This window comes from Pseudocoprococcus catus (genome assembly GCF_019734885.1).
GTDB classification, from domain to species: domain Bacteria; phylum Bacillota; class Clostridia; order Lachnospirales; family Lachnospiraceae; genus Coprococcus_A; species Coprococcus_A catus.
On the sequence record NZ_JAAXCM010000033.1, the window covers coordinates 13,725 to 36,664 of the forward strand.

21 protein-coding genes and 1 riboswitch are annotated in these 22,940 nt (G+C 44.2%); all 21 genes read right to left on the reverse strand.

Features of this window, described 5'->3' with window-relative positions:
- Positions 1–21: 21 nt before the first annotated feature.
- Positions 22–312 (reverse strand): 50S ribosomal protein L27, encoded by a 291-nt coding sequence (gene rpmA, locus HED67_RS09505; protein ID WP_015514200.1) that lies wholly within the window; start codon positions 310–312, stop codon positions 22–24.
- Between the two features lie 3 nt (positions 313–315).
- Positions 316–642: a ribosomal-processing cysteine protease Prp gene (locus tag HED67_RS09510; protein ID WP_178440737.1), complete on the reverse strand. Its 327-nt coding sequence runs from the start codon at positions 640–642 to the stop codon at positions 316–318.
- A gap of 15 nt (positions 643–657) precedes the next feature.
- A complete protein-coding gene (gene rplU / locus HED67_RS09515; protein WP_015514198.1) occupies positions 658–966 on the reverse strand; it encodes a 50S ribosomal protein L21 in 309 nt (102 codons plus the stop codon).
- A 107-nt stretch (positions 967–1,073) separates the two neighbouring features.
- On the reverse strand, positions 1,074–2,405 hold the full coding sequence (locus HED67_RS09520) for a hypothetical protein (RefSeq protein ID WP_221718148.1): 1,332 nt from the start codon (positions 2,403–2,405) through the stop codon (positions 1,074–1,076).
- A complete protein-coding gene (locus tag HED67_RS09525; protein WP_221718149.1) occupies positions 2,405–4,123 on the reverse strand; it encodes an HlyD family efflux transporter periplasmic adaptor subunit in 1,719 nt (572 codons plus the stop codon). The genes HED67_RS09520 and HED67_RS09525 overlap by 1 nt, the downstream gene beginning before the upstream one ends.
- 22 nt (positions 4,124–4,145) lie before the next feature.
- On the reverse strand, positions 4,146–4,997 hold the full coding sequence (locus HED67_RS09530) for a carbohydrate ABC transporter permease (RefSeq protein ID WP_221718150.1): 852 nt from the start codon (positions 4,995–4,997) through the stop codon (positions 4,146–4,148).
- Positions 4,998–5,009: 12 nt separating this feature from the next.
- Complete coding sequence (locus HED67_RS09535) at positions 5,010–5,861, reverse strand: carbohydrate ABC transporter permease (protein ID WP_221718151.1); 852 nt, start codon at positions 5,859–5,861, stop codon at positions 5,010–5,012.
- A gap of 23 nt (positions 5,862–5,884) precedes the next feature.
- The gene (locus HED67_RS09540) at positions 5,885–8,428 is read right to left on the reverse strand and encodes an ABC transporter substrate-binding protein (RefSeq protein ID WP_221718152.1); all 2,544 of its coding nucleotides are present in this window, start codon (positions 8,426–8,428) and stop codon (positions 5,885–5,887) included.
- A 146-nt stretch (positions 8,429–8,574) separates the two neighbouring features.
- Positions 8,575–9,756: a ribonuclease E/G gene (locus tag HED67_RS09545; protein ID WP_221718153.1), complete on the reverse strand. Its 1,182-nt coding sequence runs from the start codon at positions 9,754–9,756 to the stop codon at positions 8,575–8,577.
- Positions 9,757–10,464, reverse strand: a complete 708-nt coding sequence (locus tag HED67_RS09550; RefSeq protein ID WP_178440751.1) for a TIGR03936 family radical SAM-associated protein — start codon at positions 10,462–10,464, stop codon at positions 9,757–9,759.
- Entirely contained in the window at positions 10,454–12,316 is a 1,863-nt protein-coding gene (locus HED67_RS09555) for a TIGR03960 family B12-binding radical SAM protein (protein WP_221718154.1), read from the reverse strand. The genes HED67_RS09550 and HED67_RS09555 overlap by 11 nt, the downstream gene beginning before the upstream one ends.
- Positions 12,317–12,419: 103 nt before the next feature.
- Positions 12,420–13,517: an ABC transporter ATP-binding protein gene (locus HED67_RS09560; RefSeq protein ID WP_178440755.1), complete on the reverse strand. Its 1,098-nt coding sequence runs from the start codon at positions 13,515–13,517 to the stop codon at positions 12,420–12,422.
- A gap of 2 nt (positions 13,518–13,519) precedes the next feature.
- Positions 13,520–14,533: a FecCD family ABC transporter permease gene (locus tag HED67_RS09565; protein ID WP_221718155.1), complete on the reverse strand. Its 1,014-nt coding sequence runs from the start codon at positions 14,531–14,533 to the stop codon at positions 13,520–13,522.
- A 13-nt stretch (positions 14,534–14,546) separates the two neighbouring features.
- A complete protein-coding gene (locus HED67_RS09570) occupies positions 14,547–15,704 on the reverse strand; it encodes an ABC transporter substrate-binding protein (protein WP_221718156.1) in 1,158 nt (385 codons plus the stop codon).
- A 9-nt stretch (positions 15,705–15,713) separates the two neighbouring features.
- The gene (locus HED67_RS09575) at positions 15,714–16,163 is read right to left on the reverse strand and encodes a hypothetical protein (protein ID WP_221718157.1); all 450 of its coding nucleotides are present in this window, start codon (positions 16,161–16,163) and stop codon (positions 15,714–15,716) included.
- Positions 16,164–16,317: 154 nt separating this feature from the next.
- Entirely contained in the window at positions 16,318–16,881 is a 564-nt protein-coding gene (locus HED67_RS09580) for a hypothetical protein (RefSeq protein WP_215633169.1), read from the reverse strand.
- Positions 16,882–16,906: 25 nt separating this feature from the next.
- A complete protein-coding gene (locus tag HED67_RS09585) occupies positions 16,907–18,145 on the reverse strand; it encodes a sirohydrochlorin cobaltochelatase (RefSeq protein WP_221718158.1) in 1,239 nt (412 codons plus the stop codon).
- Positions 18,146–18,308: 163 nt separating this feature from the next.
- Positions 18,309–18,485: riboswitch (cobalamin riboswitch) on the reverse strand.
- A gap of 160 nt (positions 18,486–18,645) precedes the next feature.
- Positions 18,646–19,707, reverse strand: a complete 1,062-nt coding sequence (locus tag HED67_RS09590) for an acyltransferase family protein (RefSeq protein WP_215633171.1) — start codon at positions 19,705–19,707, stop codon at positions 18,646–18,648.
- Positions 19,707–19,958: an acyl carrier protein gene (locus tag HED67_RS09595; RefSeq protein ID WP_221718159.1), complete on the reverse strand. Its 252-nt coding sequence runs from the start codon at positions 19,956–19,958 to the stop codon at positions 19,707–19,709. Before HED67_RS09595 ends, HED67_RS09590 begins: the two co-directional genes overlap by 1 nt.
- Before the next feature lie 45 nt (positions 19,959–20,003).
- The gene (locus HED67_RS09600; RefSeq protein WP_221718160.1) at positions 20,004–21,449 is read right to left on the reverse strand and encodes a class I adenylate-forming enzyme family protein; all 1,446 of its coding nucleotides are present in this window, start codon (positions 21,447–21,449) and stop codon (positions 20,004–20,006) included.
- 29 nt (positions 21,450–21,478) lie between these two features.
- Positions 21,479–22,939: a flippase gene (locus HED67_RS09605; RefSeq protein ID WP_221718177.1), complete on the reverse strand. Its 1,461-nt coding sequence runs from the start codon at positions 22,937–22,939 to the stop codon at positions 21,479–21,481.
- Between the last annotated feature and the right edge of the window lies 1 nt (position 22,940).

The window sequence follows — 22,940 nt, forward strand, 5'->3', positions numbered from 1 at the left end:
AATCTGAAGCCGTTTAATCTATTATTCGTTTACTACGACTGGGTAGATAGAAACCTGTTTCTTATCTCTACCTTTTCTTTCAAACCTTACAACACCGTCAACCAGTGCAAATAAAGTATCATCGCCGCCTCTACCAACATTCACACCTGGGTGAATCTTAGTACCACGCTGTCTGTAAAGGATATTGCCAGCTTTTACAAACTGTCCGTCTGCTCTCTTCGCTCCTAATCTCTTGGATTCGGAATCTCTACCATTCTTAGTAGAACCAACACCCTTTTTATGAGCGAAAAACTGAAGGTTCATTGTTAACATGAGTTACACCTCCTCGATTTCAAAATGTATAAACTCACTGTACTGTTCCGAAAGTGACTGCATACCAAGTACCAGTGCATCAATGAGCAATGAAGCATCATGTCCCGGAACATCCTCAAAATCAAAATCAATCAAACCTGATTCCTGATCTGCACCAACACTGAATGCATCTTCTGTCAGTGCCTCAATAGCATTACATGTATTCAATGTAAGTACTGAAACTGCACTGCAGACAATGTCCTCACCGGGCTCTGCATATTCCGCATGTCCATCGCATCTGAAACCTGTATAGTGATTATTCCTGTCTTTATAGACTGTCACACTGATCATCACATGACCTCAAAATTAAGCGTTAATCTTTTCAATCTTAACCTTTGTATAAGCCTGTCTATGACCGTTCTTCTTATGATAGCCAGTTTTTCTCTTATATTTGTAAACGATAACCTTCTTAGCCTTGCCATCGCCAACAGCTGTAGCTGTTACTGTAGCACCTGCTACTGTTGGATCACCAACTTTAACTTCGTCACCACTTACAACGAGAACCTGATCAAAAACAACTTCAGCACCAGCTTCAACACCAAGTTTCTCAACTCTGATGACATCGCCTTCTGCTACTTTATACTGTTTTCCACCTGTTGCAATAATTGCGTACATTTATAGGGCACCTCCTATTCACATTACTCGCCAGTTACGGTATCTGCAAAGCAATTCTGCAAATTTAGACCTCACTGTGCGGCATCTTCTGTATACTACCATGTTTTTCAAACTCTGTCAACAGTTTTTTCATCAACTTTTGCGTCTTTTTTTCGGAATATAAACTGACCAATGACAAAGTAAGGCCAGAGATACAGCATCATTCTCTTTCCCTCTATCATGACACCGGATCTGTGAAGCAGATACACAGCGATCAATTCCGTCACGCATACGGCAAGCATCATGCCATATAAACCTTCTGCCTTCTCCGGTTTAAAAAATCTTCCTACAGCAAAAAACATGATCACCGCCGCAGTGGCATAACCTACCATGGATGTCAGCGAACGGTAGTATCCCAGTTCCACTTCACTCTTGTCAATAAAAAGAATATGTTGAATACTGTTTTTGAAGGTTGTGATTTTTTCACCCCAAAAGTCAAAATCAGACCAGGTATTCGGAATCATATCTGCAGGAATCGATGGCTTGGCCTGGCAGATCACAAAAAAAGCGGTAAGCATTACAGCCAGCCCAATTATGCCCGCGATCAGCCAGAATGGACGATATCTGTTGCGCAGCAGATATTCGACACCGCGAAAGATCACCGTTATCAGGATCAATGCCGGAAGGAGAAACATAAAAAACGCCGCCAGACGCTGATAGACCAGACAATCTGTTTTGTTCTCTGTCAATCCCCATCTATTTTCAAATGCCTGAAGATATTCCGTCCTCTCTGAGCTGCCGTTTAATTCGGATCCCGGTTTAATAACAATTCTACCAAAAGCCGCCTCAATCCCGGAAGCATCGCCATCTCCTGTACTGCCGGAAGATGTCCCTGCATCATAATCTGCATCACCTCCGCTGCCTGAAGGGACGGCCTGACCGGCATTGGAAGCAGGCTTTTTGGCAAATACAGTCTCCGCCGGCAGGATAACAACGGCGTTAGTATCTTCATAGACACCTCTGACATAATAATTCTTTTCATTATAAGTCAGTATGCCGCCTGTAATGCTGCTTTCACCGAAGAGTTTCCATGCGGCTTCCGTGCTGAGCACACAGCCATTCAAGTCATCCTCCATCAATTCTCCGGTAGAGGTACACAGGTTTTCAGAACTGCCGTAGATATAAGTCAGTGTACACGTCAGTGACTTGCCCAGATCATTATTAGTGAATGTCTGCTGATCCAGACTGCCTGTTGCTGTAAACGGAAGATAATTTTCAAGGGCCTCATCGTTTTTGCGCATATTCTGAACAGTATCCAGAGAATACGTGTCCTTGAGATAATACACAACCGATGTACCATAACTGCCAAGTTCCGTCCCTATAGCAAGAATATGACCAAAGCATACGAGCATAACCAGCACGAGAATATATTTGCCCGCATGCTTTGCTGCCCGCCGCATTATTGTTCCTCCAGAAGACGTACACGGTCTCCGTCACGCAGTGTTTTGCTGGATGTCAGGACAAACTTCTGATCCCAGCTGAAGGTACCATCAATAGCTGCCTGTTCGTTATTTTTGTCAAGGATTTCCACCTGGACTTTGTCAACCGCTGTCTCCGTACCGAGAATCGTATCCTTTTCATTAATGACGTAGACATAATACTTGTCTCCATCACTGTGGAGTGCAGTCAAAGGCACACAGGTATCATATTTCTTACTTGCTTTTTCAACCTTTAAAGTTGCGATCGTACCGATTTTCTTTACCTTTGCAGGAATAGAAACTGTCAGTTCATAAGAATTCTTATCTTCCTGGGAAACATCAATACTTTGAATCTTCAGACCTTCAACACTTGTCCCATTGCCGAGATCCAGTGTCACTTTATCATCTTTGGCCAGGAATTTGGCATCTGATTTATCAAGGGTTGCTGTAAACTTATAACCGGCACTCTGGTCGGAAATACGAATGGCTGTATCCTCTGTCGTTGCCTCGCCTGTTGTTACATTCACCTTTGTCACAAGTCCGTCCGACGGAGCCGTCACCTTGCCGCCTGCATCCATGACTTTCTGAAGCTTGTCCACTGCCAGCTGTTTCTCCTGAAGATCATCATTCTCCGTCAGGGCACTGGCAGTATCCACGCTTTCCGGTGTATTGGCATCCTCAAGTGAACGATCCGCAGACTGGATCGTTGACTTTCTCTGCTTGATTGCTTCATCATAAGCTTCTTCTTTTGACTTATAATCATCGTATAATGCTTTCAGCTGTTCATCATAGCTGGCACTACTATTATTATTCTGCTGTTCATTGTAAGCAGATAAAGCATTCTCCGCCTCAGAAAGGGCATCCTTTGCCTTGTCAACCTTATCATTGGCATTCTTTAACAGTGAGACATTCTCCTGATACGCATTAACTCTCTCGCGGATTTTCTGCTCATCAGCCAGTGAAAGTTTCACCCCTTTTTCCTTTTCGCTTTTGATTTCGTCTTGAACCTCCGCCTCAATATGCTTCTCTACGCCATCCAGTTCATCAACAGCCTTATCATAAGCTTCCTGTTTTTCTTCAACTGTCTTCTGAAGAGAATCACTCACGGTTGTGTCTGTATCATCAGAATTGTTGTTATTGTTCTTCTTATAATCATTATAAGCTTTCCAGGCTTCACTCATATTGTCTTTCGCTTTTGACACCGCATCATCTGCATCAGAAATTGTCTGATTATAATCCTCGTATGAGCGTTCCAGACTCCTTGCCTTGTTGTCAGCCTCAATGGCTTTATTTGCTTTCTTATCAGATGCTGTCGCCTGGGCCACCGCCAGATCCTTCTGGGCTTTCAAAAGTTTTGTCTTCAGGTCATCCAGATCCAGCTGGATCAGGACGTCACCCTTTTTCACCGTTTTGCCCTCTGTTGCTTCAACAGAAGCGATCTTAATATCCGCACTTGTTGAAATCGCAATATCCTTATTCGGTGTAATATTGCCGTCGGTCTCAATATTGTGGCTGATAACACCGCCTGTTGCTGCAGATGCTGTCACCTTGGCAATTGTCAGTGAATCGGCAGCTCTGGACAAAATCGTCAGTAAAAACATCAGGATAAGAAATCCCGCCAGTGCTTTGATTGCTTTCACCTGAAGAGAACTTTTCTTGTCCTTATCCATTTCAAAATCCATCAGTTGCTTTAATTTCATTGTTCGGTTCCTCTCCCATATGTTATTCTTTGACAGCAGAAGCTGCAATGCCCTGTTCCAGATAATTCTGTCCTGCCATAAAAACAAGCAGTGACGGAATCAGTGTAATGACGGATGCCACAAATGCCAGTCCTGCATTGTCCATACTGATATTCGGCAAATACAGTGATAAAGGCCATAAAGTTTTATTTTTCAGGAATGTCAACGGCTGCTCAATGAGATTCCACGCATCCAGAAAACTTAAAACAAGGGCTGAAACAATACCGGATGATCCAAGGGGCACACCGATATGCAAAAACACCTGAAACTTGTTGGCACCATCCAGCTCCGCCGATTCAATAATTCCCTTCGGAATGCTCCTGAAGAAATGATACATGATAAAAACCGGAAATGTAGAAAATGCCGCCGGCAAAATCACCGTCCACTGGGTATCCATCAGATGCATGGCATTGAGTGTCAGATAATTTGACAGCATCGTCACCTGAAAAGGCATCAGCATCAATATAATGTATAAATTAAACAGAACCTTCTTTCCCGGAATATCCAGTCTGGCAAATCCCCAGGCTGCCGGAACACCTGTTAATACCTGTCCGATCAAAATAATACCGGTCATCTTCACTGAATTCCAGAACATAACAAAAAACTCAGGCGAATCCAGAAGAAGCTGTACATAAGCTTTAAACGTCGGATAGGTTGGAAGCAATGCCCATGAGGCAAAACCATCTGTTTTTCCAAGAACTGCACCGAGATAATGATTGAGTTCATCCGGTCCCATCAGTGATCCGACAATCAGGAATACAACAGGGAAACAGATGCCTACTGCAAGCAGCAGCAAAAACAGGAGCAGCAATTTTTTTAAAATTTTGTGTTTCATCTCTCCTGCCTCCTAATCTTCCCGGTCCCATGAACGCTGCAGTCCGAGAATCAGCACTAAAATGAGCAGGGCAATCACAACAGCAGCAGCTGACATTTTGTCCAGTGACAATTCCCTGAACCAGTTATTAAACAAATGCTGCAGAAGATACATACTCTCATGAGGGTAATCCCCCGCCACCAGATAAGCCTCTCTGAATACCTTAAAGGAATTCAGGAATGCCAGAACCGTAATCGTATACATTGTAGACATAAGATTCGGCATAGTAATATATCTGAAGCACTGAATGTTATTGGCACCATCCGCTCTGGCCGCTTCATATAATGTATCAGGAATTGCCGTCAACCCTGCCATCCATAATACGATATTATAACCGAGATTTTTCCAGACATAACTGAATACAAGAATCCAGAAAGCAAAGCCTGTATCCATCCAATCCTGAGACTGCATACCAAACATGTGCAGTAAACCGCTGAAATAGCCGTTCTGGTGAAACAGCAAACGCCAGATCAGAACAACAGAAGCAACAGGGATCGCCATAGGCACAAGATAAGCTGATTTCAGGAAATTGGCCCCTCTAATGCCTGCATTTAAAAATACTGCAATCAAAAGTGAAGATGCCATCAAGATTGGAATACAGATAACCATAAACTTGATGGTATTAAAAAAAGCCAGTCTAAAAGCAGAATTCTGGAAAATTGTGATGTAATTGGATAAAAAAACAAACTGTGTTCCCGCTACATTGGTAAAGGAACGTCTCAATACATCTATAAAGGGGATCAGCACAAAAATGCTGACCCCTGCTAAGCTCGGTATAATGAAAGCAATATCCGTAAGTCTTTTTTTATTCAGGCGAATCTTCATAAGCTTTCATACCTCTTTCATATTTATTCAGATAAGTAAATATTGATATCCTTGACAACCTGTGCAACATCATCGTCAATGGAGTCATCACCGAGAATAGATCCGATACAATCAGTGACAATCGTTGTCAAAATTGTATTATCGCCGTAAGCCGGTGTATCCAGTGTATCGATCAGATCCTTCAGCTGTTTGATCTGGTCATCTGTCGGCCAGTACATATCAATCGTATATTCCTTGCCATTCTCATCTGAAAATCCCCATGCTCCCTTGGATGCACTTGGATCATAGCCTTCACTTCCTGCATCCGGGTCAACCAGTGAGTCATCAAAGCTGTTTTTGTTGACTCTGAAACCGCTGTAATTGTCGATGATCTTCTGACCATCTGTACTCAGAGCAAATTCAAAGAATTCTTTGGCTGTATCCATATTCTTGGATTTTGCATTGATCGCCATCTTCTCAGAAGGGACATAAACGTTCTTAAGTTCACCAGGTAATGCTTTATAAGTCAGATCAGCGTCTTTCCTCATAACGGAACCAAGCTGCTCAAGGCCATAGGAACCTGCCATATTGCCATAAGCCAGTTTTCTTGAGCCGGAGATAATGCTGACTGCATCAGATGTCGGATCAAATCCAAAATAACTTGCATCAAGATCTGCATCCTCTCCTATATAATACTGTTTTGTCTCATCCAAACTGGATTTATCATCATCAGACAATGTACCATAAGCCGCATCATAAATAGATTTAATATCTTTCAGATAAGATTTCAGGCTGTCCGCGTCAAGTGAACCATCTTCCTTAAACCAGCTGGCTGAATTCACAGACATCATATCGCCGATGAGAGAAAGTAAACTGTAGCTGTCTACAAAGTTTTCACCTTTCTTGTGATCTTTTTCGAAATCCTGAGCCAGTGCGGCAAAATCAGAAAGGCTGTTCAGCTTATCCAGATCATCCTTATAACCGATAACAATCGGTACTGTAAATGTCAGTGGTGTTGCATAGATTTTGCCGTCATCTGATTTGTAGGTCTCTGCAATGTTTTTAAAAAGTTTTCCGTCAGAAATCAGCGGATTCATCACATCGCTGACATCTGCAAGAAGGCCTTTCTCAATATAGGAATTAACCGGAAGACCATCCATGAACAGAATATCCGGTCCTTCACCGGCCATCACCTCTGTATTCAGCGTACGGATCGCATCAGATGTTGTCACGGCATCACCGCCGCTGACACCGCTTTCAACATTGACATAAACATCCGGATGTGCTTTCTGGTAAGTAGCAGCTAATGTACGAATTGTATAATCATCTCTTAATGTATAGATCGTCAATTCTTTGTCCGGGCGCTTCGCCGCATTCTTGTCATACGCATAATTCAAAATAGAAGTTTCAGAAGTATCGCCTGTATAATCATTGAATTTAAGAAGGATCTGACCATCTGCCTTCGGCACCATAAATCCAACATTGCCATTTGGTGAAACAAGTGAAGACATATTGCCGTCTACAATCTGTTCAGAAGTATCATTGTCCAGATTGTATGTAAAAATACCTTCTGTACATGCATAATAGATTGTATTGCCATCCTTGAGATAATCTGCAATCATAACATTGTTCTTCGTCTGAATAATATTGGCCAATTCTTCGTGTTCTGCTACCTTCTTGTCTGTGGCTGTATCATACTCGATCACCTTCTGATAATCATCAAGCAGTAATTTATCACCACACAGGTACATACCGTTGACCCAGTCAAAATCATCATAAGATGAAGCAATCTTGCCATCAGCTGTTGTGATATGATGAACAGCACCATTGTAATCTGCAACATAGAGATTATCTGCATCCTTTAACTTGAATGTCTGAATACCGTTGTAAGAATCATCATCATTGTTGTCTGAATTCTCACCATCATTGATCACAACACCATCATCCTCTGTCTCTGATTCAGCGACTGCTTCATCTGACACAGCTGCCGAGCCATATGCAGTATCTTCTGACATATCATATTCATAATGCTGTGTCTTCTTAATGCCCGGGATCTCTGCCTTAATCTCCGACAGCTTACCGTCCTTTGTAAGCAGATAATAGCTTTCTGTCGAATCACTGATGCTTACATTATCCTTGGTACTGGATGTGGTTGAAGTATAGACAAAAGCAATATCTCCATCCGCATCAATAGAGATGTTGCCAAGATAGCCGTAAGTACCATTTCCGTCATCATCTGTGTTGGATGAAATTTTCAGCTGATCCAACGCTGAAAGATCCATGCTGCTGTCCGTCCATGTCTTACCGCCATCAGTGGAATCCTTAATTGAAAATCCTTTGTCTGAGCTGTCACTGATGACTGCCCGAAGAGTTCCGTCTGACAACTGGGCAATAGACTGCACATAACTGGAATCATCGTCACCGGAAGAAAAAGGATTTCCCCAGTTTTCTTCTACATAACGGCCCTTGCCGCCTGACGCATCAGCACTGCCTCCGCTGCCATTACTTCCTCCTGAGCAGCCCGCCAGCAGGCCCACAGTCATCGCAAGAACAAGACCGATACTAGTCAATTTCTTCATTCTTTTCATAAATGCGCCTCCATTTCCTAATTCAAAATAAAAATTAATCTGATATTGATTGAATTCATGATTTATATTTATTATATCAGAAAAACTGTCCAAAAACAGATGCAATTTCCTTACAATTTGTGCAATTCTTTACGAAAATCTTACGATCACAGGCGAACCTGTTCTGCTAAAGACCTGTGAACTTTTTTTCGGGTCATCTCCATCAGATGCAGGGATGTACGATCCACAACCGTTGTCTGTATACTGTCTCTTGCCGCTTCCTCCCTTAAGATATCCATCAGAGCTTTTAAATGCTCCGGTTCCTTCATATTAATAAAATCTACAATCACAATGCCCGAGATATTTCGAAGACGTAGCTGACGGCACACCTCTCTGGCAGCTTCTATATTAATTTTGAAAAAATTTTCTTCCATCTTCTGTTTACCGATGGCCTTGCCCGTATTGACATCAATAACGGTTAGTGCTTCCGTGGGCTCAATCACAAGATAGGCCCCTGATTTCAGCCAGACACGCTTCTGCAGTGCCCTATCTATCTGAGATTCAATGCCTTTTAACTTAATGAGCGGATAGGCATCATCTTTATAATATCTGAGAATCTCCGATGACAGCCCCCACCGTTCAAAATTCTCTTTTAACTCTTCATAGATTTCCGAAAGATCCGTCGTCACCCGGCAGTCACTGCCGTGAGCAAACTTTGTGATCAGCTGTGCATAAGGTGAAGCCCCGGACATAAGCTTCGTAAAACAGGTTCTGTTCCTTGCGGTTGACATAATTCTATTATAGTCAACTAATAATCTGTCCATTTCTTCTCTGATCACTTCTGATGACTGTCCCCGTGCTTCTGTCCGGATCATCCAGGCTGCTCCCTCCATTGGTCTGTCAGAGATAATTTCCGTCAAACGGCTTCTCTCCTCTTTATCTTTAATCTTGGAAGACACCTGAATACCTGCTTTTCCTTTTGTCAATACGGTATATCTTCCCGGAAAGCTTAACCGTCCTGTCAAAAACCATGCCTTTGTCTTGAGATTTTCTTTATCTACCTGAACCACAATCTCATCCCCGGCAACAATCTTATCATTTTTCTTCGGATTAACAAAAAAATGTACAGCATTCTCCTTCAGGGGATAGTATCCCATCACCCCCGGTGTAATCTCCACAAAGGCTGCCTGAATATTCTGTACAATGTGTTTTACTTTCCCTATATAAATATCGCCGACTCTTACACGGCTTTTCTGCGGCTCAAGATTCAGCTCGCAAAGTATATCTTCTTCATAAAGGGCTGTCAGTACCTTTGACTGCCAGCCCGTAATAACGATTTGTCTCTTCATTTATTCTGCAAAATCCTCCAGAGAAACCAGTTGTCTGCCTGTCTGCTCATTGCCTTTGTCCGCATACATATCACAGCGGGTCACAAGCCACGCATAATCATTCTCTTCAAGAGATTCCAGACGGCAAAGCGTCTGCATGACCAGCTCTGGTTTCAGATTCGTCGCACTGCCTGCTGCCACCTGCATAAAGATCTTCCCGTTCTCCTGCACAACCATCTGATAGATCAACGGCCGGATATCAATCTCGCGCTCGCTCTTCTTCGTCTTCTTGATCACACGTATCTCCGGACGGGACATAAAGCTTTCAACGGCCGCTCTCAGCTGCTCCCCATCACAAGGCACCATATCTTCACGAAATCCCACTTCATAATCCGCTGCTGCGATAATAGACATGGCATTCTTCGCCTGATCCGGTAGATGCCTGATACTGTAAACAACAATTCCCTCCACCATCTGGGCATTCACAGCATCCTTCATGGCTTCCAAATCATCAAAGCTGTTCACTTCCATATCAAGATATTCTCCCCGGCTCTCAAGCCCCACACCAAGGGGTGAGGCAAAAGAAAGACATGGGTGAGGATGATATCCCTGGGAATAGGTGATATCTACATTGGCTCTTCTGAATGCCTTCTGGAAATAGCGCATAATATCCAGATGTCCGATAAACTTCACAATTCCTTCTTTGCCAAAACGCATTCTAAGCTTCATAGCAGACACCTCCTTCATAAGCACGGCAGCCGCAGCCTGAACATCCCTGACGACAGTTCGGCGTCACAACTTCTTCATGTGCCCGTTTGTATTCTCTGATCAAAAATTCCTTTGTCACACCGGCATTGATGAAATCCCATGGCAGGATCTCATCCAGCGAACGTTCACGATGCACGTAAAACGCATAATCCACATGACATTCCTCAAAAGCCTTCATCCAGCCTTCATAATTAAAAAACTCAGACCAGGAATCAAAGATACAGCCGTTCTTGTAAGCAGCCACAAGTACCTTGCCAAGACGTCTGTCACCTCTGGCAAAAATACCTTCCAGCTTCGTCAGTTCAAATTCATGCCAGTTATACCGCATACTCTTATGGTTAATCTGTTCCTTCATCTTGGCACTTAAGAACTTCTGTTTCGCCACAAATTCCTCATCCGTGCACTGACGAACCCACTGGAACGGTGTGAATGGCTTCGGTACGAAGAAAGAAGTACTTGCTACCACATCCACACGGCCATTACCCGGGCGTTCGCCCTTCGGAATCTCATAGAACGTCTTGGCAACCTTATTGGCCAGATCTGCAATGCCCGCAATATCTTCCTCGGTCTCTGTCGGAAGGCCAAGCATAAAATAAAGCTTGACTCTGTTCCATCCGCCGGCAAAAGCGTCTGCTGCGCCCTTTAAGATCACTTCCTCTGTCAAACCTTTATTGATAACATCCCTCATCCTCTGACTTCCGGCTTCCGGTGCAAAAGTCAGGCTGCTCTTACGTACATCCTGTACCTTGGACATAACATCCAGCGAAAAGGCATCAATACGCAAAGACGGCAAAGAAATATTCACCTTTCGGTTCTCACATGTCCGGATCAGATAATCCGTCAGTTCTTCCAGTTCGGAATAATCACTGGAACTTAAAGAACTAAGAGAAATCTCATCATGTCCAGTGGAATTGAGCATCTTATCTGCATGTTCCTTCAGATAATCCAGTTTCCTCTCTCTGTTCGGACGGTAAACCATACCCGCCTGACAGAAACGACATCCTCTGATACAGCCTCTCTGGATCTCCAGAACAACTCTGTCCTGCGTCACCTTAATAAAAGGAACTAAAGGCTTCTCCGGATAACGGACACTGCTCAGATCCGTAACAACCTGTTTCTCAATCACAGCCGGTGCACAATCTCTGTTCGGTCCAAAGGAAGCGATGGTACCGTCTTCATTGTAAGCCACATCATAAAAGGCAGGCACATAAAGCCCCGGAATCGCCGCAGCCATCCCCAAAAAATCTTCCCTGCTACCGCCTGCTGCCTTATTAGCTTTATAGGCATCCATCAGCTGATCATACACCGTCTCGCCCTCTCCGATATAAAAAATATCAAAAAAGTCTGCCAAAGGTTCCGGATTATAGGCACATGGACCGCCGCCAATGACAATGGGATCATTCTCGCCGCGCTCTGATGCCAGCATCGGAATGCCGCCAAGATCCAGTACCTGCAAAATATTGGTATAACACATTTCATACTGAATCGTAATCCCGAGAAAGTCAAAATCCTTAATCGGATCCTGGGACTCCAGCGCAAAAAGAGGAATCTTCTTCTCGCGCATCACTGCATCCAGATCCATCCAAGGCGAATACACACGCTCACAGTACACATCCTCACGGGCATTCAATAAATCATACAATATCTGAATACCGAGATGAGACATACCGATTTCATACACATCCGGAAAACACATGGCAAAGCGGATCTTCCCTTTTGGATCCTTCACCACATGATTTACCTCATTGCCCAGATAACGGGCCGGTTTTTCTATTTTTAATAAAATATCATCGCTTAAAGCCAGCTTTTTCATTCTTTAACATCCTTTGCTTTTTTTTCACTGTCTTTCAATATAAAGTGTTTTTCGAAAAAAGTCAATATAAGAATGCCGCTGCCTTGAGGCAATCCGGATAAATTTATATTTTTCCCTGTGCTTTTGCATAATCACAGAGTGTTTCAAAGCACATCGCCGTCTCACCGGCAGTGGATAAATCCAATGCAGCTATGACATGATCACACGCATCTATCCACTTTTTTGCCTGCATCAGATGTGCCTCACTCACTTTTCCAAAAGGTGCCACACTGACAACCGCCTCTGCCAGTGCTTTTGCCGAAGGATAATCCAAATCATTCTCCCATAGAATACCTGCCGCAAAAGGAATGCCTTTCCTCTGCAATCTTCGAAAAACAGCCTTGCCTGTGCCATTGCCGGCAATAACAAATACCCTTGGCTCTCCGTGAACAGGCTGCAGTTCCACCTCTCCTGTTCCCGCATCATAACTGCCCACAGTCATACCATAAAGCTCTGATATATAACTGCCCGTAAAAATTTCCTCAGGTGTACCAAAACGATCCACATGATCGCCTCTGACACAGACAATCTTATCTGAAATACGTTCTGCCAAATCCAGTTCATGCAGCGACATCATAACTGTCAGCTTCTCCTTTCTTGCCATTTCCTGAAGAACGGACAGAAATTCCAGTTTATACCGCACATCCAAAAAAGAGGTCGGTTCATCCAGCACAAGTACATCCGGCTGCTGACAGAGTGCACGGGCAAGCATGACACGCTGTCTCTGACCATCGCTGATTTTGGTAAAATCTCTTTCTGACAATGCTTCTATATGCACCAGCCGAATTGATGCATCAACAATCGCCTCGTCTTCCTTCGACAAAATGCCAAATTTGCCGGTATAAGGATATCTCCCTGTTGCTACTACATCCCGGCAGGACATCATCTCAGGATGTATCCGCTCCGTCAACACAACTGAAAGCTTCCGGGCAAAAGTCCGGCCATTCATAGTCTCCGTCTTTACACCGTCTAGAACAGCGACTCCCTTTATGGGTTTTAACTGTCGGATCAGACTCTTAAGAATCGTGGTCTTACCGGCACCATTCGGACCAATCAATGTCAGGATTTCCCCCTTTTTCAATCCAATGGCAATATCTTTGATCAATGGGACACCCTGATAGCCCACTGTCATGGACTCTGTATAAAAATAATCCCGATCCATAGCTACACCGCCTTTTCTTTTCTTCGGTGGATCATGATATAGATAACCGCCGGTGCCCCGAATACTGCCGTCACAGTACTGATAGACAATTCCGTCGGCGCAAACAATGTTCTTGCCAATAAGTCACACACCAGGCAGAATACCGACCCCCCAAGAAAACAGGCAGGTATGAGGAGGATCGGCCTGGATGTCCCGAGAAGCTTTTTCACCAGATGAGGGACTGCAATGCCCACAAAGGATACCGGACCGGCAAATGCCGTTACACAGGCTGCCAGAATGCTGGAGAGCAGTACAAGCAAAATACGGAATACTCTGACATTCAGTCCCATATTCCGGGCATAGGATTCCCCCATCTCATAGGCGCTGACAGGTTTTGACATCATGAAAACACCGATTGCCGCAATACCGGTTACTACCGCCATCACTTTGACATTCTCCCAGGTCATACCGGAAAAACTTCCCTTGGACCAGTTGTGGAGATTCACGATATCCGCATCATCTGCAAAAGTAACGATGAAATCTGTCACTGCCGAACAGATATAACCGATCATAACACCGCTGACAATGAGCATGGCCATCTGATCGATCACACCGGACATAAGAATCACAAATCCCATACAGACCATGGCCCCTGCAAATGCAGCAATAATCATCACCCATGAGCTGAGCTTTAAGGCATTGCCGAGGGATGCCACCATTACAAGGGCAACCACCAGTTTAGCCCCTGATGAAATGCCGAGGGTAAAAGGTCCTGCAATAGGATTATGGAAAAATGTCTGCAGAAGATACCCTGACAGAGCAAGACCACCGCCAAGTATAGCTGCTGCCAGTGCTCTCGGAAAACGGATATTTAACACAATATCCCGGTAAGTTTCATTCGCACCGGTCTTTAAGAAAATACCCGGAATATCCTTCAATGGCACATTCACTGACCCGATACAGATATTCAGAATCAGGCTGATCATAAGGAGACCCCCAAGGATCATAAATGCCGCCCCAAATCTTTTGTTCTTCATGTTGGTCCTCATCTCATTTCAATTGGTATAAATAGGTCAGATCCTCATCATCACCTACAAGCATCCGATGAATGTCGGATGTGATGGTACCCAGTTCCATTGTGGACTGATAAAGATTCTTTGATGTACAGTACACATGTCCCTCCTGCACGGCCCTGAACTTTTCAAACAGCGGACTTTTTGCCAGCAGGTCATCGACAGAATCCAGTTCTCCTTCAATGGTACTGTTATAAATGATATAATCTGCATCCTTGGCCCCTGCATAAAATTCTTCCATCTGCATGGACAGGGTTGATGTTGCCTCTTCCTCATCTCCTAAATCTTTAAATATATACTGACCGCCGGCCATTTCGATCATCTTCGGAAGATAATCCGCACTTTTACGGACATTGGCCTGCCCGTTGCTCGTGATATAGAAAAAGGCAACTGTCTTTGTTTCTTTGTCCCCGGAAGCTGCAGCACTGTTTTGTACCTCTTCCATGGCTGCCTGCTCTTTGTTAAAAGCATCCTCCGCTTCTTTTTCATGACCTGTCAAAAGTCCGTATAACTTGACCCACTCTGTTCTTCCGAGAGGTTCCGGTTCATAGCTGGAATAATCTACCAACACATGGATACCGAATTTTTCAAGCTGTTCCTTCACCTCCGGTGTATGGAGAATCATAGTATTCTCAATTGCCAGCCCGCAATTTCCCTGAACGATCTGCTCATAATCCGGTGTGGAATATTTTCCGGCATACAGAATATCCCCGTTCTCCATTGCCTCTTTTGCCTGATCAATATACCAGCCATCTGCTTTCAGACTGCTGAACCTGATCGAATCCAGTGCGTCCAGAGAGACGAACATATCCATTGCCGCAGATGCTGCCAGATAAATATTCTGAACTGGTTCCTGAATCACGACAATGTCTGAGGCCAGATCATCTGGTACCTCTTTACCTTCCGGGACAAGCAGATAACGGCTTCCGTCAGTCACTGTCACCAAGTGGTAATCCCCCTCATAATCATCTATTGAAAACTTCTGTGCATAAGTCAGCTCCTCACTGTGATCAAATGTCAGTTTCTGGCTGATAGCCGTGTCATGTTCTTTCTCATTGGTATCTGCCGTTTTCCCGCAGGCTGCCAGCAGACACACCAGTATACCTATCACAAACAGTATGCTTTTCTTTTTCATCTTTTCGTCTTATCCTATCTTCTTTTTGTTTTTGCGTATGCCCCAAAATGCCGCCGCACATGCAATAACAACGGCTGCTGCAATACCGATGCCCGCTGTACCCATGCCATGCCCTGACTGGGCAGGTGAAACAGAATCCGATGCAAATGTCAGCGTATATTCTATTTCATGAGGCACACTCATGGCTGTTGTATCACCAATAACAGACATCGGTTCGTCAAATATTTCCACCGGTATTTCAAACGTGGAGTTTCCTTCTGTATTCACCGGGAGATACTTTTCTTCTCCAACCTTCATATAGTCATAATGGGAACTACTCCAGACAATTTTCGCTTCCGCCTGTCCGTTCTCCACCGATAATTCTGTGGGTGACTGAACGGAGGCCCTTCCGCTGCCGCCTTCCATAGTCACTTCCACTGTATATTCACCGTCTGCCAAATTGAGTTCTGAAACTTCCATTTTTATATGCTCCTTTCCGGCCTGTCAAATTCAATTATCTATTCCATGTTATAGAAAAAGGCTGCTGCAAAACGCTCATCTACATTCCACAGCAGCCCTGTCTTCTGAATGAATCAGTCTGATTATGTACTTGTCAAGGTTTGATCAAGCTCGATTACTCTTCAACAGCAACAGGATTAGATACGCTGACCTTATGATCATACCATACACCCTTCGTGCCGATCAGGGCAAGATCAAATTCTTCATCAATGGCCGGTACCGGTACATCAAAACCATTAACTTCTTCTGATGTCCCATCTTTATAAGTCACTGTATCTGTGACAGGCTGCAAAAGTTCTGCACCGTCTTTCTGTGCATCCTCTGCAAGACCCGGATAAAGGTTTACAATGTTCTTGGATGTAAGGGTAATATGAATGGTCATCTTGCCGTCTTTGACAGTTAATGTGCCCTTTCCATCACATGTCTCATTCACATGAAACATGCTGCTGTCTGTATTAAAATCTGCAGAATATATACCATCTGCCAGTATCTCCGCGGAAGTGCTCTCTGCGCCTTCTGTCTGAGCAGCTGTCTGGCTTTCTGTTTGAATCTGTGTTTCTGTCTGTACTGTTGTCTGGCTCTCTGTCTGAGTATTGGCATCCGACTTACTGCCGCAGCCAAACATCACTGAACAGCTAAGCAGCGCCGTACACAAACATACAATGACTTTCTTCTTCATTTTGTATCCATTCCTTTACTTGTAATTATTCAATAACTGCGGCTGTATGTGCTTTGTAGATTTCCTGGATTGCAGGGATTTCACCAAGACCTGCGATCTGGCAGTCAACACTGTCAAAATTGCCGGAAGCTGTGAACTGGCTCTTCCAGGAATCATCATCATCACCGGCCATATCGTTATTAGCATGATCACCGGCAACAACCATCAGCGGACGAAGAACAACTTTCTTGTAACCTGCGGTCTTAACTGCTTCGATCACTGCTTCGCATGCTGTATCTTCCGGTTCACCTTCAACAGTACCGATAAAGACATTCTCATAACCGAGGTCTTTCATCTGTGACTGCATCTGGCTGTAAGAAATCTTAGCTGTATGGGATGTACCATGACCCATGAATACGAATGCTGTACCGTCTTCTTTGGCTGCATCCAATGAATCATACCCTGCGGTCTTAACTGCTTCTGATGTAATAGCTTCTGCTACAGCTTTCTTATCATCATTCACAACAGTTGCATCGTCACCGACTTCACCAAGTAATGGCTCAGATATCTTGACGGATTCAAATTTGTCTTCATACTTCTGAACAGCCTCTGTTAATTCATCATATTCAGCACCATGCATCAGATGTGTCGGCTGAATAACAAGGTTCTTCACGCCGTTAGCAACTGCACGCTCCAGAGCCTGATCCATATTGTCGATGCATTCGCCGTCTCTTGCTTCTACATGATTGATAATGATCTGCGCTGTGAAAGCTCTTCTTACAGACCAGTCAGGATTTGCTTCCTGAAGGGCATCTTCAATACCTTTGATATCTTTCACACGGCTGTCATTAAAAGATGTACCGAAGCTGACTACCAGCAGTTCATTCTCGCCAATATCATCCTGGTTGCGGGGATCATCCTTGGAAGCATCCCCTGTATCTCTTCCGAAATAATCCGGATCTGCATTCTCGCCTTCAACCATGGCCTTCTGAGCATCTGTCAGAGCATCCCATGCGGCTTTTGCTTCCTTGCACTGTTCATCTGTGCTGTCATTTCTTTCTTGTACATAAATGGCATCGATCAGTGCTGCAACCTTATCTGCTGCTTCCTTATCCGCATCTGTACCTTCTGCAGATTCTGCTGCCGTCTCGGTAGATACTGCTGCCTCTGTGGATGCTGCTGTGCTCTCTGCTGCAGCTGTTGTCTCGGTCTGTTTGCCGCCGCATCCTGCTAAAAGAGATGCTGTAATAGCAGCAACACACACAAATGTTGTCATCTTCTTCATGTTGTTCTTCCTCCTGAAATATAAAATATAGACAGGCACACTTCCAGGAATAAGAAATAAAGAGGGAGAAAAAACAAAAATCCAGCGATAATTCGCCGGATTGCCTGTTATATGTTCTAAACTCATTCAGTACAGCCAATCCTCGTGACCTGGAACCTGATATTCCCCGTACCACAGTCTGGCAGGTCTCCTGGCTCACAGTCCAAACGTCCAACACTGTCTTCCCGATGACTCAGTGACATATTAGTAATGAACTCCTGCTCACAGTGACGAGATCGCACAGGATTTGCACCTGTTTCCCTATTCTCCGTTTTTACACGGCACCAGCTGTTTCTTATTCTGTTGTTTTATGCCATAAAATCATTATAGCACGATTTATCAAATATACAATTCTTTATTGAGAAAACTATGAAAAACACGCTCTGCGAGTTTTTCATAGTTTTCGCGACAGTCGCCAAGGTCTTGTGCCAGCACAGACTTTGGCTCGTTGTTCGCGTAAATTAAACAGTCTGACCTTGTCTGCTTATCCTGCGGCGCTTCTTCTGGCTGCGTTTAATTTTTTCAATCAGAATACAGATACTTACCGCCAGTCCGAAATGAAGGGCAAATTCCACCAGCATTCCCACAACCGGCACCGGTGAAATCCGACTTAATATCTGATTCCATGGAATAGCGATCTGGGAAACTGAATGGATGCAGCAGATCCACATGGCATGTTTTCCGATCCACCGGATTTTTTCAGACATCTGTCCCTCAAACCGGTTCAATTGCTGCAGTCCCACCAGTAGGCAAAGACCGGCGCCAAAGCTCATTATCCAATCGGCCAGTCCGCATTTCCAGTAGTTATCTGCCATATTGATATTGCCTTTCCAGGACATATAAAGCCAGCCCGCTGTCAGCAAAATCCATATCACCGGATGTATCTTTCGGTTAAAAATATCCAGCTTTTTGCACCATATGCCGGCATACATATAACCGGCGCCCACCAGTACCTGAGGAAGATAAAAGGGCATCAAAATATCCGTCCCGATATGAATACCAGCCACTGCCATCACAACAAGCAGCCCAATCTGCATCCATGTCTTCTCAAGTCGTAGCACCGCATTCAGAATGAGGGTATCCAGTACAAATACAACAAAAAACCAGATTGCCCCGATGCCATGGGATGGTATACCCATAAATATACCGGCACTGAGTCCAAGAAGATATGGAAAGAAGTTATATCTTACGGTTCCCAAATAATCCGAAGCACTGCCCTGTGCCAGACAGACACCAAAAAGACTGATAACCAGAACAGACACCGCAACAATACAGTAAGGCCGGATAATCGCCTTCTGGGCTCTCAGACAGGCTTTCCATGATTTCTTTTTGACGGTATAGCCGCACAGCATAAAAAACATGGCCATGGAACCGTATCCCATCACCTGCAGCGGATATAATTTTGCGCTCTGAACATTCAGACCATACCCAAATAGTCCATCTGTAATTGCGTGCATCATCATAATGGCAATCATCATAAGACCCTTGGTCAGGTTAAACATTCCCGGATAATTTCTCTGCATCAATCTGCCTTCCCCTGAAGTTCCGTCATCACATCAATCACATCTCCGATGGTGATCATTCGTTTCAGCATGGAATCCAGAATTCCCACCTCAAATTCCTCTTCCAGATCACTGAAAACCTCCTGCATCTCTATGGAATCCATATCCAGATCATCCATAATACCGCTGTCCTCCGTAATCTCTATTTCATCATCCGCGATAACATCCGTAAATGTACGAAATACAATATCTTTTACCTGATCTCTTGTCATCCTCTTTACCTCCTGCTGCAAATGCTGCATCATGCACATTTTATTCTAATTTCTTCTTATCTTCATGGCATTAATCTTCTCAAAGGGTGTCTCCCGAAGCTCCCATGAGACAATTCGTTTGCACAAAACATTCTTTCTGTTCATATCCCGGATATAATCATCAATATCCGCAGTCACAGCATTCTCCACTGACTGAACCTCTGCGTGAAGATGTCCGTCTTTCTCCCTTACCAGAGCTTCACTGATCATCGGACACTTTCTCAGCTGTCCTTCCAACTCCTCCGGGGAAACATTTTCCCCATTGGCCAGAATAATCAGATTCTTCTTTCTGCCCGTCAAATACAGATAACCTTCATCATCCACATAACCGAGATCCCCTGTTTTTAGCCAGCCGTCTTCAAAAACTTCATCGATTGCAGCCTGATCTTTGTAATATCCCAGCATAACGCTCTGGCCGCTGACCTGCACTTCACCATCCACGATTCTTATATGCACGCCCGGTGTTACCTCACCTACAGAGCCTTTTTTCTTCCGTCCGGCTCTCTCATTGGTAATGACAACGGCTTCTGTCATGCCATATCCACTGATAATATGCACCCCAAGATCTTCAAAAAAGTCTATGGTTTTTGGATCTGAAAAACTTCCGCCCACAGAAACTGTATGCAGATGACCGTTGAATTTCTGAAACTTCTCTGCTATTGTTCCCTCTGAAGTATCATTTTCCAGAATATTGCGCAGAGCCTCCAGAACCAGAGGCACAGCCTGGATAAAAGCAGGTTTCTGCTCATGGATATCTTTCAATGTCCGCTTTGTGTTGCTGGTAATATACTGTTCAATACCGTTACTGAACATGGAAATGATAGATCCAAGCTTCATCAAATGATAATTGGGTACCGGCGCCATACCCTTGTCAAATCGCACACCATCATAGGCAAATTCAGCACTGGCACAAAGGGCCATCATATTCTTCTGGGCCAGCATCACACCCTTTTTCTTTCCTGTAGAACCTGTTGTAAAAAGCACGCATGCAGGCAGTTCCGGGTCCAATTCATATTTTCCGGCAATATCAGGTGCCGGTGTCCTTTTTGCCTCATACATGGACGCCGTTTCCACAGATGTCAGCTGTTTCGCCCATTCCTGCTGTGCATCATCGATTTTGCCATACAGCAGCACATCCGGATCCAGCAGCCGAAGTTCTTCCTCAAGATCAGATACCTCCTGTGTATAATTCATGGTCATGATTACAGAACCTGTGTAGAGGAGTGTCAGATAGGCAATGGCCCACTCATAATCCATGGCCCCCACAAGGGCTGCCTTCTTTCCTGTCCAGTGATGTTCTTCCAGCCAGACTGCCGTTTTCTGGATGTCTGCATAAACCTCTTCGTATTTTTTGGTAATAAGTACTTTATTTTCTTTGTAAGAAATAGCCGGTCTGCCATGAAAAGCCTGTACCGCATACTCGATCATCTCATAAATATTATTGGCATTCATAGGATAACTCCTTTTCTCTCTCAGTCTGTCTATGATGAATGAAATATTTTCCCGAGCATCTGCTGCTCAATTTCCCACACTAAAGGTTCTCTCAGAAGCGTCAGCAGACCACCGTAAGCGCCAAAGAATAAAACTGCCGACAAAAGCAATGTCAGGAAACTGCCTATATGGAGATTTTTTACCCACAGAGATGCAATAACTCCTATCAGCACACCGACGGTAATCTTTCCGTAGCTGACTTCTTTGTAAGCCGGACGCACCATCTTCTTCAATGCTGCGAATTGCACCAGCCATACAACCGCTTCCGCTGCCAGTGTTCCGATGGCCGCTCCCACAGAAGCCACCCGCGGAATCAGAATAGCATTCAGAATAAGATCTACTGCAGCCCCGGCTATTTCTGAATAAAGTACCTTCTTTTCCTGCCCAAGGGGCACCAGCATCTGGATACCCATAATATTCGTCAGCCCGATCAGCACAAGGGTCGGCATAATGATCTGCATGGGCAGTATTGCCGGTATGTAAGCTTCTCCTGACAAAAACAAAACACTTTCGGATGCAAAAAGCATAAAATACACCATCAGGGGCACAGCGATTAGAAACACAAAGCGGATCGCTTTCCGGGTAATTTCATGGAATTTCTCCATTTCATGATGCTCCACATAATAGGAAGCTCTGGGCAGCAGGACTGTTCCAAGAGATGTCACCACCGCCAGAAGTACGTTCTTAATCTTCACCGCCGCATTATAATAACCCACATCCGTATTGCTTTTCATAAAACCAAGCATCACTGTATCAAGATTCGTATAGATCGTTGTAGCGCAGGACATGGCAAAAAACACCATAATTGGCTGCATATGCCGTCCAAACTGGTAATGCCCCATCGGCTTCAGATTGATATATTTATGCACATTCATCAGATTGCAGACATTTGATGCCGATGCCGCAAAAATAGAAATTCCGCCGTAAATGACATAATCACTCTTTTCATGGATCAGGGCAAACATCGCCAGCAAAGCGATAAATTTGAAGATAATAGAGGTCACCGTGATATACGTATACCGTTCCAGCCCCTTGTACAGCCAGTCCATGCCGATCATATTAAAGAAAATGGTCAGACTGATGACCAGAAACAAGGGCTTTTCGGCCTGCATCTTCGGCACCCTGAAAAGTACGGCAAAAAATACAGCATATGTCAGAATACTCATGACACAGTTAATCAAAAAAATCTCCTGTGCCGTCTGTGTCAATGCCTCTCTGTCATCACGCACCTTCGCACAAGCTCTGATACCGTAAGTTGGAATACCCAGCTGGGCAAACAATGCAAAATACGTCACCACCGATGTGGCAAAAGAAACCGTACCGGTGCCTTCCGGCATAAGAATCCTCGATACATACGGAAATGTAATCAACGGAAAAATAAAGGATGACATAGTCAGTATGGCATTCATTATGAAATTTAATTTTAACGAAGATGTCATTTTATCTTTCATC

Coding starts and splice junctions, on each gene's coding strand:
- HED67_RS09535 (WP_221718151.1), bottom strand. CDS start 5,861: ATGAAGATTCGCCTGAATAAAAAAAGACTTACGGATATTGCTTTCATT.
- HED67_RS09540 (WP_221718152.1), bottom strand. CDS start 8,428: ATGAAAAGAATGAAGAAATTGACTAGTATCGGTCTTGTTCTTGCGATG.
- HED67_RS09530 (WP_221718150.1), bottom strand. CDS start 4,997: ATGAAACACAAAATTTTAAAAAAATTGCTGCTCCTGTTTTTGCTGCTG.
- HED67_RS09585 (WP_221718158.1), bottom strand. CDS start 18,145: ATGAAGAAGATGACAACATTTGTGTGTGTTGCTGCTATTACAGCATCT.
- HED67_RS09560 (WP_178440755.1), bottom strand. CDS start 13,517: ATGGATCGGGATTATTTTTATACAGAGTCCATGACAGTGGGCTATCAG.
- HED67_RS09550 (WP_178440751.1), bottom strand. CDS start 10,464: ATGAAGCTTAGAATGCGTTTTGGCAAAGAAGGAATTGTGAAGTTTATC.
- HED67_RS09520 (WP_221718148.1), bottom strand. CDS start 2,405: ATGCGGCGGGCAGCAAAGCATGCGGGCAAATATATTCTCGTGCTGGTT.
- HED67_RS09605 (WP_221718177.1), bottom strand. CDS start 22,939: ATGAAAGATAAAATGACATCTTCGTTAAAATTAAATTTCATAATGAAT.
- HED67_RS09575 (WP_221718157.1), bottom strand. CDS start 16,163: ATGGAAGTTTCAGAACTCAATTTGGCAGACGGTGAATATACAGTGGAA.
- HED67_RS09600 (WP_221718160.1), bottom strand. CDS start 21,449: ATGAATGCCAATAATATTTATGAGATGATCGAGTATGCGGTACAGGCT.
- HED67_RS09580 (WP_215633169.1), bottom strand. CDS start 16,881: ATGAAGAAGAAAGTCATTGTATGTTTGTGTACGGCGCTGCTTAGCTGT.
- HED67_RS09590 (WP_215633171.1), bottom strand. CDS start 19,707: ATGCAGAGAAATTATCCGGGAATGTTTAACCTGACCAAGGGTCTTATG.
- HED67_RS09570 (WP_221718156.1), bottom strand. CDS start 15,704: ATGAAAAAGAAAAGCATACTGTTTGTGATAGGTATACTGGTGTGTCTG.
- rplU (WP_015514198.1), bottom strand. CDS start 966: ATGTACGCAATTATTGCAACAGGTGGAAAACAGTATAAAGTAGCAGAA.
- HED67_RS09555 (WP_221718154.1), bottom strand. CDS start 12,316: ATGAAAAAGCTGGCTTTAAGCGATGATATTTTATTAAAAATAGAAAAA.
- HED67_RS09595 (WP_221718159.1), bottom strand. CDS start 19,958: ATGACAAGAGATCAGGTAAAAGATATTGTATTTCGTACATTTACGGAT.
- HED67_RS09565 (WP_221718155.1), bottom strand. CDS start 14,533: ATGAAGAACAAAAGATTTGGGGCGGCATTTATGATCCTTGGGGGTCTC.
- rpmA (WP_015514200.1), bottom strand. CDS start 312: ATGTTAACAATGAACCTTCAGTTTTTCGCTCATAAAAAGGGTGTTGGT.
- HED67_RS09510 (WP_178440737.1), bottom strand. CDS start 642: ATGATCAGTGTGACAGTCTATAAAGACAGGAATAATCACTATACAGGT.
- HED67_RS09545 (WP_221718153.1), bottom strand. CDS start 9,756: ATGAAGAGACAAATCGTTATTACGGGCTGGCAGTCAAAGGTACTGACA.
- HED67_RS09525 (WP_221718149.1), bottom strand. CDS start 4,123: ATGAAATTAAAGCAACTGATGGATTTTGAAATGGATAAGGACAAGAAA.